We start from the raw sequence: 17,006 nt of genomic DNA, 5'->3' as shown, positions 1-17,006 counted from the left end.
TTATTGATTTAAGTTTTCCAATTCCAAGGCTAAGCCTTTTAAATCTTGTTTCATAAGATTTATATATGCCTCCAACTCATCCAACATATTGGCTCTATTAAACAACTGTTCAGAGGTATATTTGCCTCCCAAGCCAAAATACACATCAATTAAATCTCGTTTTCGTTTTCGTTTGGCTACAGATATCTGACCAAAATTCATCCAACGATCAATAATTTGATATCTAAAAGAAGGCTGTTCCACATTATTACTATCATAATAATTTAAATAATACCAAACGGGTGCTGGAAAAATAGTAGAGCTATCTTGACCTTCCCATATATCTTTGAGTGCATTTCGAGTATGGTGAAATTCTACTTTCCGTTTATTCGTTAAAATCATCAAACCCAAACTAGCTTCAGCTAAACCTGCGCCAATACCGATTATCTCAGGCAGATTATCATCATTTCCATTGGCTAACAAAACACCCGCCGTCACAGCACCTACAGCACCAATGATAATAGAACCGACTGTAAATTTCGTTTCAGCTTCATCTTCTTTTCTTTTTAGGTAAACTGCTATTTGTGCTGCGCGTTCTTCTTCACAATCCATCTCTGCTGCAACTGCTGATATTTCTAAAGAGGCAACATTTACACGTTGATTAATTTTCTGCAAACGTTCTATCAACTCAATTCTTCTATCAAGCGAAGGGGCTAACTTATAGGTATCGAGTTGATGAACATATTTAGCTATGTCTTCATCTATGCCAATTGCATTTGCCACATTTAAACTTTTAAAACTAAATTTTGTTGACAAAAGCGTATCTAATTGATTTGGATAAATAGCTATCGGCAAATCTATTTTTCTGTACGAATAAATATTCTGTTGATTGCAATTGCTTTCTATAAGTTGCTTCTTTAAAGGCGTATTTCGCATTCCTACACAGGAATGAAGTAAAAATCCAACAAATAGGATACAGCAAAATATAGAAAACTGTTTATTTAGACCCTTCATTATTATTTTCATTAACAATCAATGGTGCTTTAAAATGGCAAAATATTTAAAGCACCATTGATTTATTGTATAATCCTAATAAGTAATTTACTACATATTATTCACAAGTAAAATTAAAAACGGAACCAGGTTCTATTTTATCAATACCATCACTAAATATTATAGGGTAATATTTATCGTACTTGTAAATCATTGTAATCGGTTTTATTCTCTTCAAGCCATTATTTCAAAAAAATATAATTAATTTCCGTCTTAAATCCCCTCTTTTATTAAATTGCACCGTTAGCCTGTATGAACAGATTATCCCTAATGATTTATTTTAACAACGACTTCCTTCCCACATCAAAAAAATATTGATTCATACAAAACCTTTTAAAAACTAGTGTTTACCTATTTTTAATTTTTAAATAGTATGCCTCTGCTATAATACCATTTAGACAACTTGGCATAAACTTCCGTTACAGAATCACCTTTAAATTCTTTTTTATCGTCCATTCCCATTGAAAGGAAAGAGTCATATATTTCACTTTTTATTTTTAAGGTAATTGGACTTTTCTCCCTATCATAAATTGTCAACTTCCCTGAATACATAATCCATTGATTTGATCTAAGATGTTTTCCTATAACTTCCTGATCGGCTTGATATATTATTACAGACTTTCCCATTTTTTTTAATTATTTTAAAATTCCTTCCCAATACAAAATAAATTAATTATAACGTAATACTAGATCTAATCTCAAGATGCTACAACATACATTTTGACATTTCAAGTTAATTAGACAGAAAAGAGCAAAAAGTAAATTATTTGTGATTCAGATATCGTAATTCAGCATTGCATTAATGTTTAATTAGGTATTCCTGAGGTAGTGTTAAAAGACTCTATTATTGAATAAATATAAATCGTTCTTTTACCTATTAACTAAAAAAGCTCTGAGGAATTCTCAGAGCTTTTGTGTACTATATTTTATTAAGATATTTAAATCAAAAAAAACAATTAGTCGTTTTTAGGAATATGGCCTTTAAATCCGAAGAAAGAAATGTATAAATAACAAACAGCAGGAACAATCATTGCAAGCTTTAAATTACCATGAGTATTATCCGCAATGGCAGCGAATAACAATGGCATTACTGCGCCACCTACAATTGCAGTACATAATAGCCCAGAAGCTTGTTCCGTATATTTCCCTAAACCACGGATAGACAAGGTAAAGATAGTTGGGAACATTAATGAGTTAAAGAAACCGATTGCTAATAAGGACCACATTGAAACGATACCAGAAGTTGATACAGATATTGCAATCAATAAGATAGCCATAATTGCATAGAACCCTAATAATTTACCTGGATTCACTTGTCCTAAAATGATGGTGCCTAAGAAACGACCAACCATTGCACCTCCCCAATAATACGTAATATAAACGCCTGCAGCAGACTCGGTCAACGCCATTACATTTTCCATGTGAAGGTAACTAACGATATGACTACCAATAGCTACTTCAGCACCCACATATGCAAAGATACCCGCAATACCCAAAACTAAATGACGATATTCCCAAATGCTCGATTTCTCAACAATACCTTCCGTACTTACTTCACCATCACCATGACCAATTGCTGGCAACTTCATAATAAACAACGCACCACCAATAAATAATAACAATCCACCAATAAATAAATAGGTATTTTCTAAATACATCAAATTTGTCTTTTCTAAAATACCATCTAACAAGCTATTTAATTCAGGAGTAAGTTTAGATAAATCTTTTTGATCCGTAATTTCTTTTGGCAACTCTGGTAAGTGGCTTAAAATAAAATACGCACCTACTAAAGGAGCGATTGTTGTGCCCAATGAATTTAACGCTTGTGTTAATGTCAAACGTGCAGAAGAAGTTTCAGGTGTACCTAATACAGCAACATAGGGGTTGCCTGCAACTTGCAACAAAGTAATCCCCGTAGCAAGAATAAATAATGCACCTAAGAACAAACCATATGCTCTATAAGCTGCGGCTGGATAAAATAGAAATGCACCAACTGCAGCAATTACAAAACCCAATATCATAATCGCTTTGTAACCATGCTTTTCAACCAGTTTACCAGCCGGAATAGACATTACAAAATAAGCCCCAAAAAAACAGAAGTTGATTAAGTTGGCTTGAACAAAGTTCAACTTAAACATTACTTTCAAATATGGAATTAAAATATCGTTGAAGCAGGTAATGAAACCCAACATGAAAAACAATACCATTAACGAATACAATGCTGTGCTATAGTTCTGATTTGAACCTGAAGACACACTGCTCACTCTCCCCGACGATGCTCCTATTGCCATATTGAAATACTGTTTAAAATTTTAGGTTAGTAATTTCAAAGATATATAAATTATAAAAAAAAAGAAAGAAAATATTGTACAATCCCTATAAAAACAGAAGGTCCAGCCATTCGCAGTTGAAGAAAGCAGATATGAGATTAATCCTAAAACAGGCTATGCCTGAAATTTTCATATTCTTACGATTTCTAAACTTTATAAATAGCACTTAATACGTAAGAACCTAAATACCTGCATTCAGGATATAAGTAACGATCTGATTACCAAATAAAAAAGTAGATAAACCTAAAACACGGTTCTATCTGAATATAAAATCGAAATGCTCTTTATAATACCACAACATATATATAAAACTTTAAAAAACCATGTTAGGATGCATAATGATCATTACCGAGGTAAACTTAAACTGAAAATAAAATTATTAACATTGAATGTGTATAAGGCAAAAAAAAATGCTTTACATCTCTGTAAAGCATTCTGTGACCTCGTTAGGATTCAAACCTAAAACCTCCTGAGCCGTAATCAGGTGCTCTATTCAATTGAGCTACGAAGCCAATTCCCTTATTGGGGAGTGCAAAAGTACATATCTTTCTTTTTCAAAACAAGTATTATAGAAAAAAAAGCTATTTTTTACGTACTGGTGTGTCTTTTAACAACCTATATAAACTAGTACGGATAATTGCACCCATTTGCTTACATTTTAAAAAATCAGGGTCATTATAATGTTTAGCTAGGTCTGTTTTTAATTTTTCAACATGACTTGCTGGTGCAATGGTATCCCGAATTACGGCATCCCACAATTCTTTAATTCGGTATTTATTGGCTCTCATTCGTGAAGCCATCATCGCTCTTTCTTCAAACTGATATTGCTGAATACTTTCTTCACTCAACACTTCTTTAACAATATCAATAAGCGCATTATTTTGTTTAAAGAATTGAGGTAAATATACCCACTTATTTCCTTCATAACATTGTTGATCAAAATCTATGGTGCGAATGCGGTAATGAAACTCTTCAAAATCGGGTGTCATTTCAATAACATAATTACTTGAATGCATATCTCCCAACAAGCGCACAAAGCAGCGTTCATTAAATTTTACAAATTCTTTAGCCAATCGAATTTTATTCAAACTCAGTAATTTTAAATACTGCTTAATAAACATATCTCCAGGTATACCCACAATATGATCTTCAATAATGGTATCTCCATCTACAATGTAGTTGATGTTATTGGGAGATAAAATATGTTCTAATTCCAAGCCATAAATACGGGAAGCGTCTGCAACCTTTACATAAAAATAATCAAAATTGTCGTTGATACGATTCACTACACGAACACGAAATGGCTTTGTATTTCCATACACACACAAATCAATACGATCAATAAATAAATGTTCGGTAACACTTAAATCGCCACCAATTTTCAAAAAGGCATAAATTCGTTTTAATCCATCGTAAATTTCGACCATATCCGAATGGCTGTAAAATACACTGTCCCATAATGTATCTTTCCCATTCCTGTCTTTTAAAGAAACTCTACTTGTAAAACGTGTTAAATCAGTATATGTCAAGGGCATTTTCTGCTCACGATCAAACAGTGTCAGATACTTGCGTAGGGGCTTACCAATTTTATAAACGTTTTTCTTTTTCGAAATTTCGGACATGGGAAAACAGTGGTCTGTGGTCAGTAAACAGTGGTCAGGATTTACTGGTTTATTATATAATAGAGGTTATGATTATATTAAAGTGAAATGGTTTTATAGAAGAAAGTAGGTAGCGCTTGAAGTTTTTGGTAAACCGCATTGTCTTAAATTCATTATAGAAATCATTGTGCTGGCGGAAACACCAACAACAGCGGTACTAGTTAGTAAAAAACCATGTACTACATTTTTTTTTACTGACCACTGACAACTGACAACTGTCCACTAATTCCCCACATTACTAAAACGCCCATAAATACTCAATGGCAACTTTTTATGATATGAATCTTCAACAACCAACTCCCCTATTTCAAGATTTTTAACATCGCCATATATACGATGAATCAAGGTTTCAACAATAACAGCAGAGAAACCGATTGCGTATAAATTTAATATATAGAAATGTTCCTTAGGATCTAACAATTCAGCACACAATTTCAATATTTCATTGAGGTGTTCTTCAATAATCCAACGTTCGCCGTCTGGACCACGTCCATATGCAGGTGGATCTAAAATAATACCATTGTATTTATTGCCACGTTTCACTTCCCGCTTCACAAATTTCAATGCATCTTCTACCACCCAACGTATATCAGTTAATTCGCTGGCTTCCATATTTTCACGTGCCCAACTTATGACTTGTTTTACCGAATCCACGTGCACCACTTCAGCCCCTGCGGCTCGTGCAGCAATAGACGCACCACCTGTATATGCAAACAAATTCAATACTTTAGGCTTCTCTGTTTTCATTGCAGAAACCTTTTCATATATATAGTCCCAGTTGGGTGCTTGCTCTGGGAATATCCCCACATGCTTAAAACCAGACAATCCCAGACGAAACTTCAAATTCAAACCTTTGAATTTATAAGGTACAAACCATTGTTCCTTCATGGTATTCTTCAAGGTCCAAACGCCTTTCTCTGGATTGGCTTTATCCCGTAAAAATTCTGCATGCGCTTTGTCCTTCCAGTCCTTTTCGCTAAGCTGAGGATCCCATACTGCCTGAGGTTCAGGGCGAGATAAAATAAACGCACCAAAACGTTCCAGTTTTTTATAATTCCCTGAATCGATTATTTCATAATCGACAAACTCCTTGGGATTAAGTATTTTCATCTGTAGTATTTCTTAAGGGTATTATTTTGTATCTTAATAGAAGGTAAGATCGTAAAGAATATCAACATTTCTCACAATTTCTCGTATAGGCAAATGTTAACCCATATAAAATTACTACAAATTTCTATTTTATATTTCATTAACCGAAATGTTTTATACAAAATATGAGTAAAGACCCCAATCCTTTTTTTGAAAAATTACTACGATTCAGAATTCTGTTTCTAATTATATTGTTATTCTCATTATTCCTTTCTGTAGGTATCTTCTTCTCATTAGATACGGGCGACAGCAATTCTACTATACACAAAGAGTACTTTTATAAGACATGGAAAGTAAAACGCTTTTATCAAAATGGAAAACTCGTAGTAAACGATAAGAAATTTGAAGATTTGCTTTTCAAAATCAATAAAGATAGTACAGCCGAATGGATTCGACCAGATAATGTATTAGAGATGCGTTTGTGGGTATCAGAAGACGGAAGCAAATTAATCAAAGAAGACGATGAATCCATGAAAGATATTGATATCATCTACGAAATTAAAGAGAATAAATTACGCTTTGGTAAACGAACAATTGAATCGCATTATGAGTATGTGTTGATACCAGAATAATTTTCAGCTGCTAGGTTCTAGTTACTAGACAAGGGGACTTAGTACACAGAGGTTAGTGATCAGAGGACAGTCAAAAAAGTATAGAGTACTGAGTACAAAGTACAAAGACGGCTTTAACTTCTAGATATCCATAACTAGCACGTTTGATGAAAAATAGAGCTTACAAAACAATAAAATAACTTTTTTTGAGATATAACTGACAGTATGGAGTACAAAAAAAGAAGGCTTCAGATGAAAATCTGAAGCCTTCTTTTTTTACTAAGTACTCAGTATTGGATACGTTGGACTTTTATCTCGTACCTGGCAACTGGAAACTGACAACTAGCTATTCACTCCCATCCTATCCAAGATATTCCCCAATAAGCACCACTTTGTGAATGCCGATTGAAATAAATTCACACCAACAAATGCACCTAACCACAACCAATTTGTTTCGTTGGTTATATAGAAAAGGCTTAAGCTCAGTAAAACCATACCTCCTGCAAACCCATTTATAATTCTATTTTTCATTTCATTCTTGTTTACGTATTGATTTAACTTTCGGTGTTCGCTACACAGAGCTAACACCGTTTTTACCTATGCTTTTTTTAACATTTTAAAGTAAAGTAATGGTACAACAAGCAAGGTTAAGAATGTTGAGGTAATGGTCCCCCCCATCAAAGAAATAGCTAATCCTTGAAAGATTGGATCGAATAAGATAATTACCGCTCCCAATACTACTGCACCTGCCGTCAATAAAATTGGGGTTGTACGTACGGCCCCTGCTTCAATAATGGCCTGTTTCAATGGTATACCTTCTTTCAAACGAATGTCAATAAAATCAATTAACAAAACTGAATTTCGAACCATCACACCTGCTAAAGCTATAAATCCAATCATAGAGGTTGCGGTAAAATAAGCACCCAACATCCAATGCCCAAGTACAATACCAATCAATGAAAGCGGTATCGCAGCTAACATAATCAAAGGCACTGTAAAGTTTTGAAACCAACCCACAATCAATAGATAAATCACAAGTATTACCACCCCAAATGCAATTCCTAAATCTCTAAATACTTCAAAGGTGATTTGCCATTCACCATCCCACTTAATACTGTAGGTGTCTTCATTTAAAGGTTGATGTGTATACTCCTCAGTTAAGGTATATCCTTTTGGCATTTTAACGGTATTGAGTTTATCTGAAATCTCAGAGATTGCATAGAACGGACTTTCTAAAGTACCAGCCATATCTGCGGTAACATATACCACGCGTTTTTGATTCTTGCGATAAATGTTTGTAACAGCATCTCCTTTTTTCACATGAACAAAGGTACCCAACGGAAATACCTCTCCACGTGAATTGGTGATCGGAATATTTTCAATTGCAGCAATCGATGTTTTTTGTTTGTCGTCTAATTGCAATACAATATTCTTTTGATTGAACGAATATACATCGTGCATAACACCTACATGGTCGTTGCTTAAAGCTGTAGCGAGTATGGCATTTATTTGTACAGGTAAAACGCCGAATTCCATTGATTTTTTATGATCGATTTCAAATACATACTCGGGTTGATTTGCTTCGACAAACCAATCTACATCTACCACGTCCTTTTCATCTATCAACAACTGCTCTACTTGCTTCGCTACATGTATTTGTTCTTCATAATTTGGACCATAAATTTCAGCAACAATGGTAGATAAGACGGGCGGACCAGGTGGAACTTCAACAACTTTAATATTTGCATTAAACTTTTTACCAATTTTTTGAATACCTACACGCATACTCTTTGCGATGTCATGGCTCTGCTCGGAACGTTCTCCCTTATCCACTAAATTCACTTGAATATCTGCAACATGTTCACCACGTCTTAAGTCATAATGACGCACCAAGCCATTAAAACTAATCGGTGCAGATGTTCCAACATAGCCTTGATAATCTTTTACCAAAGGATTACTCGAAATATAATCTGCCACTTCTTGTGTCAAGCCATAGGTAGTTTCGAGACTGGTACCTTCAGGCATATCAATCACAACCTGAAATTCATTTTTGTTATCAAATGGAAGCATCTTTACAGCAACACTTTTTGTATAAAACAACGCAAGAGATGCTAGTAAAATAACGAGTGTACCAAAAATGAATACATAACGTTTGCTTCTACTTTCCATCATTGGGTTTATAAAGCCTTTATATATTTTATAGATTTTTGAATCTTCTAATTCTTGTGTGTGCGAATCCCCTCCTACTTTTTCTTTTTCTCTTAAAAACATATAGCCTAAATACGGTGTAAGTGTTAAGGCTACGATCAAGGATAAGATCATCGCAATCGAAGCTCCAATAGGCATTGGACTCATATATGGCCCCATCAATCCAGACACAAAAGCCATTGGCAATACCGCAGCAATAACCGTAAACGTTGCTAAGATGGTAGGATTACCTACTTCGTTGATTGAATAAATAGCAGCATCCATGAAAGACATTTTTCTCATCTTAAAGTGACGGTGCATATTTTCAGCAATAATAATACTATCGTCTACTACAATACCTGTAATGAATACCAATGCAAATAAGGTGATACGGTTTAAGGTATAATCCATCATATAATAACTAAATAACGTTAAGGCAAACGTTACAGGAACTGAAAGAAATACAACCAAGCCTCCTCTCCAACCCATCGCCAACATAACGAAGAGTGTAACAACAATTACCGCTACAAACAAGTGTAATAACAATTCAGAAACTTTATGAGACGCTGTTTCTCCGTAATTACGTGTAGTAGAAAGATGGACTTCACTCGGTATTAATGTTCCTTTTGTATGATCAACTTTTGCAAGGACTGCTTCGGCCAAATGCATGGCATCCGTACCATTCTTTTTAGAGATGGAAATTGTTACTGCTTGAGCACTTTTTGTTTTAACTACATCAGTTGTTGCAATTCCACTTCCGTAAAAGACATACTGCGAAGATTTTTCGCCTGCATCAGAAATGGTTGCAATGTCTTTTAGATATATCGGAGTATTTTGATACACACCTACTACGGCTTCTGATAAGTCTGCAACAGATGTAAAATACGCATTGGTACGTACGGTAAATGCCGTATCATTAGTATAAAATGTACCAGCAGCACTCTGATTATTATTACCTCGGATGTAATTGGATATCGTATTGAAGTCTATGTGTTTTTGGTCCATTTTAAATTTATCCAACACCACTTTAATTTCAGAACTTCTTCCTCCGATCAATTTTACTTCTGTAACATCTGGAACCTTTTCAATTTCATTGACCAATACTTCCCCAATAGCTTTTAATTGAATATCATCGTACGTTTCACTCCAAAGCGTAAAGCCAAGTACCGGTACATCTTCTATCGCTCGTGTTTTAATCAAAGGCATGGAAACGCCTTGAGGCATTTTATCCATATTTTTTTGAATTTCATTATACAATTTTACGATGGAACGTTCAATATCTTCTCCCACGTAAAACTGTACAATAACCATCGCTTGGCCTTGCATAGATGTGCTGTACACATATTCAACGCCTTTAATATTTGAAATCATTTTTTCGATGGGCATAGATACTTTCGTTTCTACTTCCTGGGGCAATGCCCCTGGATAAGAAATGAAGATATCTGCCATAGGAACTTTTATTTGTGGTTCTTCTTCACGCGGCATCAAATAGGTACTATAGCCACCTATTAATAAAAAGGCAATCATCAACAAAATAGTCAGTTTTGATTGGATGAACATCTTCGCAATGTTTCCCGATAATCCTTCGTTCATATTCATACTTCTTACTTATTTAATGTTACAACTGCACCATTCGACAATGCCTGCTCGCTCGAAAGAATGATTGTATCGGAAGCTTTCAATCCTGTAAGCACTTCAGCATACGTTGCGTTTTCTTCTCCTAATTTTAACCAACGTAAATAGGCTTTGTGATTTGAATATACATACACACCTGTCAATTGATCTTTCTTTACAAGACTTTCGATAGGAACATTTAAGCCCTTTTGCGCTATTTGGGTTTCATTTAGTTTTATCGTTGCGTACATCCCTGGATATACACGCTTTGTAAATCCTGCAGGAATAGAAATTTTTGCAATGTATTGTCCGCCTGTTTGGGTGGAAGAAATACTAATTTGTTTTATTGTAGTTTCGAATTTCAAATTAGAAGACACAATTTCAACTGTCGCTTTTGTACCTTCTTTGGTCTGCAATCTATTTTTTTCAGGCACCATCGTTACGATCATCAATTGCCCTTCTTGTTCCATCATCATTAGAGGCATCCCTGGATTAGCGAGATCTCCTACATGGATTATTTTCTGTGTGATTTGTCCATCATACGGTGCTTTAATAGATGTAAACTGTTCCATTGCTTGCACTTCATTTCGCATCTGTAATGCAGCCTGATTCTTGGCTTTAATGGACTCGAATTGTAATTGCATTTGCTCCAATTCTTTATCTGTAGCACTTTTTTGATCGTGCAAACGTGTAAAACGCTCTAAGTCTTTCTGAGCACTTTTCAAGGCTGCACTGCTTTCTGAAATCATCGCATCGGCCTGTGCTTTTTTTGCTTGCAATTCAGAACTATTGATACGAATCAATAACTGTCCTTTTTTAACATTATCGCCCACATCTACCAAGACAGCTTCTACATAACCCATCATACGTGTACTTATGGTCGCAGAGTTTTCAGACTCTACAGTACCAGATAGTTGCACTGTTTGCAGAGCATTAGAACCAACAGGAGATATTGTTACAGAGATTGGAGCGACTGTAGTACGTTGCTCTTTCTCTGGTTTGCTACAGGCAACAGATAATAAAGAAATCGGAAGAATGAAATAAAATATCTTTTTCATTTTTATATTTTTTAATGGAGAATTATTGATTTTGATTGGTCAAGAAACTTAGATATGAAACGGTTACATTGTATTCGAAATAAATTTTTGAAAGTGCAAGCTCTTGCTGAGCAAGTAAATTCTGACTTGTAAGCAAATCGGTGGTTTTAACCAATCCTTCAGTATAGCGATCTTGAGTAAGTTTCAAGGCTTCTTTAGCTTGACTGATAGACGCTTGTGTCAATTGCATGCGCACATGAATATCGCGCATACTGCGTTTTGCAGATTCAATCTCCGTTTGGGCGCGTACTTGTTCGGTCTTTAATTCCAAGGCTATTTTATTGCGTTGAAATTTTTGTACTGCTATTTTATGATAATTCGTTAAGCCTTTAAACACATCCATTGACACTTGCAGTCCTACATAGTAAGAGCCATTGCCAAATCCAAACGTATTTGAGTTGGATTGATAATTACCAAAAGCATTTAGGCGTGGGCTCAAGCTAAATCGGCTTGCTTGAATCATTTTATCATAAGACTCCACCGTTTTGTTATACGCCATAAAATCTGCTCTAGCAGCCGAATACACATAAGCACCTTCATCAGGTATTGTTCGGTAATTGGTGTCGGCTTGAACGGTATAGGTAGCCATCGTTTCTCTGTTCATCAATACACTCAATTGATCCGACAGTGCTTCAATGGAATTTTGTGTCGCTAATAATTGACTTTCTATACTCGACTTATACACTTGCGCATTCAACACATCTGCCTTAGTTACCAAGCCTTGTTGGTAAAAATTAGAGACAGAATTATTCGCTTCTTCCGTCGTTCTAAACGCTTGTTTCAAAACTTCCAATGCTTCGTAATTCAATAGCAATTGATAGTAGGTTTTCTTTACTTCGAATGTGATGTAGGATTGCGTGTATTGCTTTTTAAAGTCATATACTTCTTGCTGTATGTTCGCAGCACGGCGTTGAAACAAAATATCTGGATTCAGTATGGGTTGAACAACCGATACCATTGCATTGTGATTTTGGTAATCCGACGGGTTATTTAATAATATAGGATCAAAATCATTTGCTGTAACAATTCCTTGTACCATCTTATTCCCAAATACCATTAAGGGGTTATTCGTAAGTGTAGAGGTATAAGATAGATTCACCTGCGGAAGAAAAGCCGCAGTACTTGAGCCAAATTGCGCATGAGCAATATTTTGATCCAAGGAAGCTTGAGCGAGGGAGGTATTATGCAGCATCGCTTCCCCTAGCGCATCGGCCAATTGAAGTGCTTCAAGAGTTCGCTGTTGGGCAAAAACACCTCCCACACATGCACACATAAAGACTGTAATGAAATATAATTTTGACATAGTATAACTGTTTATACTACAAAAGTATATTACTCAACAGCTAAAGTATGTGACAATAGTTACAGAGGGGAATTTAGTTGCTAGGTTCTAGTTTCTAGTTGCTAGACAAGGGGACTTAGTGATCAGAGGACAGTCAAAAAAGTATAGAGTACAGAGTACAAAGACGTCTTTAACGGTTATGCATTCGTAGCGCGTACGATAGATTAAAAGTACAGGTCACGATAGAATACTTTAAATAAAATTTACCACTAACAAAAAACAAAACCTAAGGGTTAAAAAAAAGTCTTCAGATAATATATCTGAAGACTTTTTTTTTTATAATCAGTACTATGTACTATGTACTTTTGTCTAGCAACTAGTACCTAGCAACTGACAACTATACAAGCCATCCCTTCACCTCATCGGCGGTAGGATTCGGTATTTCTAATTTCATTTTTTTACGCAAGCCACACAAATCGTTAAACAATTTATTTGGGTTTGCATTCTTTAATTGATCTACTGTAGAAATCCCTAATTTCTCAATCAATGGAATCAATTCTTCGCGTATATCAACACCTTCAAAGCCACCAGAAGATGCTCCTTGTGTACCCACTTCTTGTCGCATTTGAGGGAAGAACAATACATCTTGTATCGATGCAGAGTTTGTCATTACCATAGCTAATCGATCTATACCAATACCAAGACCTGCTGTTGGTGGCATACCGTATTCCAATGCACGAAGAAAATCTTCGTCCAATACCATACTTTCGCTATCGCCTCTTTTACCTAATTCCAATTGTTCTTCAAAACGCTGACGTTGATCAACAGGGTCGTTCAATTCAGAGAATGAATTACATATTTCTTTTCCATTACAAATTGCTTCGAAACGTTCCACCAAACCTGGCTTGTCTCTATGCTTCTTCGCTAATGGCGACATCTCTACTGGATAGTCCGTAATGAATGTTGGTTGTATTAATAAGGGTTCGCACTTTGCACCAAAAATCTCGTCGATTAATTTCCCTTTACCCATTGAATCGTCTACATCCACATTCAATGATTTACAGGTAGCACGCAATTGTACTTCATCCATTTCACCTATATCAATTCCTGTGTAATGTTGAATCGCTTCGAACATGGTGAAACGTTTCCAAGGACGTTGAAAACTTATAATATTTGCTCCAACCTGCACTTCTGTTGTACCGTGTAAGGCAACAGCAACCTTCTCCACCATTTCCTCAACCAAGTCCATCATCCAATAGTAATCCTTGTATGCAACATACAATTCTACCTGCGTAAATTCTGGATTGTGAAAACGAGACATTCCTTCATTACGGAAATCTTTTGAGAATTCGTATACGCCATCAAACCCACCTACAATTAATCTTTTCAGATACAATTCATTTGCAATACGCAAATACAAAGGCATATCTAAGGTGTTGTGATGTGTCTTAAATGGACGTGCTGCAGCACCACCGTAAAGGGGTTGTAAAATAGGAGTTTCTACTTCTAAATATCCTTTGTTATTCAAATAGTCACGCATGGTATTTACCAAACGCGTACGTTTGATAAACGTTTCGCGTACATGCGGATTCACAATCATATCCACGTAACGCATGCGGTAGCGTTGTTCTGGATCGGTGAATGCATCAAATATTTTTTTCTCGCCATTCTCATCTACAGCCTCTTTAGGCATAGGCAAGGGACGTAGTGCTTTTGTTAAAATTTTAAACGAGGTAACATGAATGGTAATTTCGCCTGTTTGTGTCGTAAACACATATCCGTAAATACCGATGATATCACCAATACCAACGAGTTTTTTGAAAACGGTATTGTATTGAGTCTTATCTTCATCCGGACAAAGATCGTCTCTTCTAAAGTATGCTTGTATTCTTCCGCTGGCATCTTGAATTTCAACAAACGAAGCATTTCCCATAATACGACGGCTCATCACGCGTCCTGCAATTGAGATGTTTTTATAATCCGTCTTTCGCTTTTCGTAATTTTGATGTATGTCTTTTGTAGAAACATTTATAGGAAAAAGTTCAGCAGGATATGGGTCAATCCCCATTTTCAATAACTCTTCACGTTCCTGGCGACGTACCAGTTCTTGTTCACTCAATTGCATGTTTTTCGTATTATAATAGAAATCAAAATTAAACAATTCTAAGGGAAATGTAAACTCACTTGAACACCTAAAAATGAGCTAGTTGTAATATTTCGTCAATTTCAAACTTAAAATGGGGTCTAAATTTGAATTAAAAACTAGTAAAAAATCAGAACCATCAAATCATCAAGCACGAAAATAGTATGATCAAAGAAATTAAATTTTATCCTAAGCATGCGAAAATAGATAATTAAGACAAATCATGGCTATCAAAGAGAGCATGGTAATTAAAAAATATATCCAATTGTTGTTCTCACTACTTTGCACAATGCTTCTTTTAATGATTTCTAAAACCAGGTTTTACCTCTACTAAAATCAACATACTAAGTAGTTGGTTATAACAAATATGTTAAAAATAGCTAACTTAGGAAATCCCTAGAAATAGGGATATTTGTTTACAAGCTTGATTGCAATCCAATAAACCATTTCAAAATTCAACTATTAAATCATACATTACTTATTGTATGCACAAACTACTTCTACTTGAAGACGATAATATTCTCTCAAAAGAAATTAATGTATTTTTAACAAAACACGAATATGTCTGCACATGTGTATACGACGGTTCCTTAGTAGTTAAACAATTTAGATTAAACTCTTTTGATCTAGTAATTCTTGATATTAATGTACCAGGAATAAATGGTCTAGAGGTGTGTAAAAAAATAAGAGAAGAAAACACAAAAGTCCCCATATTGATGCTTACGGCTTTTAGCGAGGTTGATGATAAAGTAACTGCATTTAATAATGGTGCAGATGATTATTTAGTAAAGCCTTTTCACTTTGATGAATTATTGGTGCGAATAAAATCTCTGCTAAGACGTAAGGAAATCCCACAAACACAAAGCAAGATTATAACGATAGGTGACTTAGAAATTGATCTAACAGAAATGAAAGTCTTTCGTAAAAAAGACGAAATCAATTTGAGCCCAAAAGAGTTTAAATTATTATCCTTATTGGCAAAATCTGAAGGAAAGGTACTTTCTAAAAATAAAATAGCGGACGAGCTTTGGGACGCTCATATTGAAACCAATCAAAACACCATAGAAGTATACATTAATTTTTTAAGAAAGAAAATAGACAAAAATCACGAACAAAAATTAATACATACAAAAGTGGGTTATGGCTATTACATGAAATCAGAATAATGATGTATGAATTTAAAAAATAAAATATCATTTATTGTATCCTTTTTATTTACTATTATTTTTGCAATCTCTGCAACGGTAATCTATATTTTATTTGCGGACTTTCGTCAAGAAGAATTCGAAATTCGATTGCGAGAAAAAGCCCTTTCAACTATAAAATTATTGGTTGAGATTGAAGAAGTAGATAATCAATTATTGAAGATTATAGATAAAAACAGCATTCATAAACTATACAATGAAAAGGTATTGATTTTCAACAGTGACTTCAATTTGATTTATAGCAGCTTGGATGATCAAAAAATCAAATGGGACAAAGCAGACCTTACTTATTTGAAGAAAAATAAAAACTTTTATAGAAAAGATATAAACCATGAAATATTCGGAATTTTTTATGACACGAATCAACATGATTATTACGCATTAATTTCTGCCTCAGATGATTTCGGAAAACGAAAGCTCCGTTATTTATTGTATATCTTAATCATAACCTACATTGTATTTACAATTACATGCTGGTTTATCACAACCTATATTGTAAAAAAATTATTATTACCCTTAGATACTTTTTACAAAACACTAAAAGGTATAAATGAAAATAATTTAAAAACGCGTATACACGTACATACAAAAAAAAATGAGATTGATTTATTGGCAAATGAATTTAATCAAATGCTTCAACGAATAGATATCTCATATCAAAAACAAAAAGAATTTACTGCACATGCATCCCATGAATTAAGAACACCTATTGCGCGAATACTTGCACAAATAGAAAATAGAGCTTCTGAAAAAGA

At 34.7% G+C, this 17,006-nt stretch carries 13 protein-coding genes and 1 tRNA gene; 3 read left to right on the top strand and 11 right to left on the bottom strand.

Annotation, left to right across the window (positions count from 1 at the left end):
• The 6 genes from Q0543_RS01100 to Q0543_RS01075 all read right to left on the bottom strand — a co-directional run bounded on the left by Q0543_RS01100 (position 1) and on the right by Q0543_RS01075 (position 6,133).
• Entirely contained in the window at positions 1 to 915 is a 915-nt protein-coding gene (locus Q0543_RS01100) for a hypothetical protein (protein ID WP_299247861.1), read from the bottom strand.
• A gap of 474 nt (positions 916 to 1,389) precedes the next feature.
• Entirely contained in the window at positions 1,390 to 1,659 is a 270-nt protein-coding gene (locus Q0543_RS01095) for a hypothetical protein (RefSeq protein ID WP_299247859.1), read from the bottom strand.
• A 329-nt stretch (positions 1,660 to 1,988) separates the two neighbouring features.
• Positions 1,989 to 3,323: a sugar MFS transporter gene (locus Q0543_RS01090; protein ID WP_299247856.1), complete on the bottom strand. Its 1,335-nt coding sequence runs from the start codon at positions 3,321 to 3,323 to the stop codon at positions 1,989 to 1,991.
• Between the two features lie 477 nt (positions 3,324 to 3,800).
• Positions 3,801 to 3,874 (bottom strand) — tRNA-Arg (locus Q0543_RS01085).
• Positions 3,875 to 3,943: 69 nt separating this feature from the next.
• Positions 3,944 to 4,984, bottom strand: a complete 1,041-nt coding sequence (locus tag Q0543_RS01080; protein ID WP_299247853.1) for a hypothetical protein — start codon at positions 4,982 to 4,984, stop codon at positions 3,944 to 3,946.
• Positions 4,985 to 5,245: 261 nt separating this feature from the next.
• Positions 5,246 to 6,133, bottom strand: coding sequence for a class I SAM-dependent methyltransferase (locus Q0543_RS01075; RefSeq protein ID WP_299247850.1), 888 nt, complete (start codon positions 6,131 to 6,133; stop codon positions 5,246 to 5,248).
• A 164-nt stretch (positions 6,134 to 6,297) separates the two neighbouring features.
• Here Q0543_RS01075 and Q0543_RS01070 point away from each other — a divergent pair, with 164 nt between their 5' ends.
• Positions 6,298 to 6,744 carry a hypothetical protein gene (locus Q0543_RS01070; protein WP_299247847.1) on the top strand — a complete coding sequence of 149 codons (447 nt, stop codon included), beginning with the start codon at positions 6,298 to 6,300 and terminating at the stop codon, positions 6,742 to 6,744.
• Positions 6,745 to 7,065: 321 nt separating this feature from the next.
• Here the strand turns inward: Q0543_RS01070 and Q0543_RS01065 are convergent, their stop codons facing one another.
• The 5 genes from Q0543_RS01065 to lysS form a co-directional block, all read right to left on the bottom strand.
• The gene (locus tag Q0543_RS01065) at positions 7,066 to 7,254 is read right to left on the bottom strand and encodes a DUF2892 domain-containing protein (RefSeq protein ID WP_299247844.1); all 189 of its coding nucleotides are present in this window, start codon (positions 7,252 to 7,254) and stop codon (positions 7,066 to 7,068) included.
• A gap of 66 nt (positions 7,255 to 7,320) precedes the next feature.
• Entirely contained in the window at positions 7,321 to 10,503 is a 3,183-nt protein-coding gene (locus Q0543_RS01060) for an efflux RND transporter permease subunit (protein ID WP_299247841.1), read from the bottom strand.
• Positions 10,504 to 10,514: 11 nt separating this feature from the next.
• Complete coding sequence (locus Q0543_RS01055) at positions 10,515 to 11,582, bottom strand: efflux RND transporter periplasmic adaptor subunit (protein WP_299247838.1); 1,068 nt, start codon at positions 11,580 to 11,582, stop codon at positions 10,515 to 10,517.
• A 22-nt stretch (positions 11,583 to 11,604) separates the two neighbouring features.
• Complete coding sequence (locus tag Q0543_RS01050) at positions 11,605 to 12,924, bottom strand: TolC family protein (RefSeq protein ID WP_299247835.1); 1,320 nt, start codon at positions 12,922 to 12,924, stop codon at positions 11,605 to 11,607.
• Positions 12,925 to 13,300: 376 nt separating this feature from the next.
• Positions 13,301 to 15,028, bottom strand: coding sequence for a lysine--tRNA ligase (gene lysS / locus Q0543_RS01045; protein WP_299247832.1), 1,728 nt, complete (start codon positions 15,026 to 15,028; stop codon positions 13,301 to 13,303).
• Positions 15,029 to 15,531: 503 nt separating this feature from the next.
• Here lysS and Q0543_RS01040 point away from each other — a divergent pair.
• Positions 15,532 to 16,212: a response regulator transcription factor gene (locus Q0543_RS01040; protein WP_299247829.1), complete on the top strand. Its 681-nt coding sequence runs from the start codon at positions 15,532 to 15,534 to the stop codon at positions 16,210 to 16,212.
• A 6-nt stretch (positions 16,213 to 16,218) separates the two neighbouring features.
• On the top strand, positions 16,219 to 17,006 hold a 788-nt coding region (locus tag Q0543_RS01035; RefSeq protein WP_299247826.1), incomplete at its 3' end, for a HAMP domain-containing protein.

The organism is uncultured Cytophaga sp. (assembly GCF_937863595.1).
In the GTDB taxonomy this organism is placed as follows: domain Bacteria; phylum Bacteroidota; class Bacteroidia; order Cytophagales; family Cytophagaceae; genus Cytophaga.
Note: the sequence above shows the minus strand (reverse complement) of the source record. Positions and strands in the feature narration are given on the sequence as shown.

Coding starts and splice junctions, on each gene's coding strand:
- Q0543_RS01100 (WP_299247861.1), bottom strand. CDS start 915: ATGCGAAATACGCCTTTAAAGAAGCAACTTATAGAAAGCAATTGCAAT.
- lysS (WP_299247832.1), bottom strand. CDS start 15,028: ATGCAATTGAGTGAACAAGAACTGGTACGTCGCCAGGAACGTGAAGAG.
- Q0543_RS01070 (WP_299247847.1), top strand. CDS start 6,298: ATGAGTAAAGACCCCAATCCTTTTTTTGAAAAATTACTACGATTCAGA.
- Q0543_RS01055 (WP_299247838.1), bottom strand. CDS start 11,582: ATGAAAAAGATATTTTATTTCATTCTTCCGATTTCTTTATTATCTGTT.
- Q0543_RS01080 (WP_299247853.1), bottom strand. CDS start 4,984: ATGTCCGAAATTTCGAAAAAGAAAAACGTTTATAAAATTGGTAAGCCC.
- Q0543_RS01065 (WP_299247844.1), bottom strand. CDS start 7,254: ATGAAAAATAGAATTATAAATGGGTTTGCAGGAGGTATGGTTTTACTG.
- Q0543_RS01040 (WP_299247829.1), top strand. CDS start 15,532: ATGCACAAACTACTTCTACTTGAAGACGATAATATTCTCTCAAAAGAA.
- Q0543_RS01075 (WP_299247850.1), bottom strand. CDS start 6,133: ATGAAAATACTTAATCCCAAGGAGTTTGTCGATTATGAAATAATCGAT.
- Q0543_RS01095 (WP_299247859.1), bottom strand. CDS start 1,659: ATGGGAAAGTCTGTAATAATATATCAAGCCGATCAGGAAGTTATAGGA.
- Q0543_RS01050 (WP_299247835.1), bottom strand. CDS start 12,924: ATGTCAAAATTATATTTCATTACAGTCTTTATGTGTGCATGTGTGGGA.
- Q0543_RS01090 (WP_299247856.1), bottom strand. CDS start 3,323: ATGGCAATAGGAGCATCGTCGGGGAGAGTGAGCAGTGTGTCTTCAGGT.
- Q0543_RS01060 (WP_299247841.1), bottom strand. CDS start 10,503: ATGAACGAAGGATTATCGGGAAACATTGCGAAGATGTTCATCCAATCA.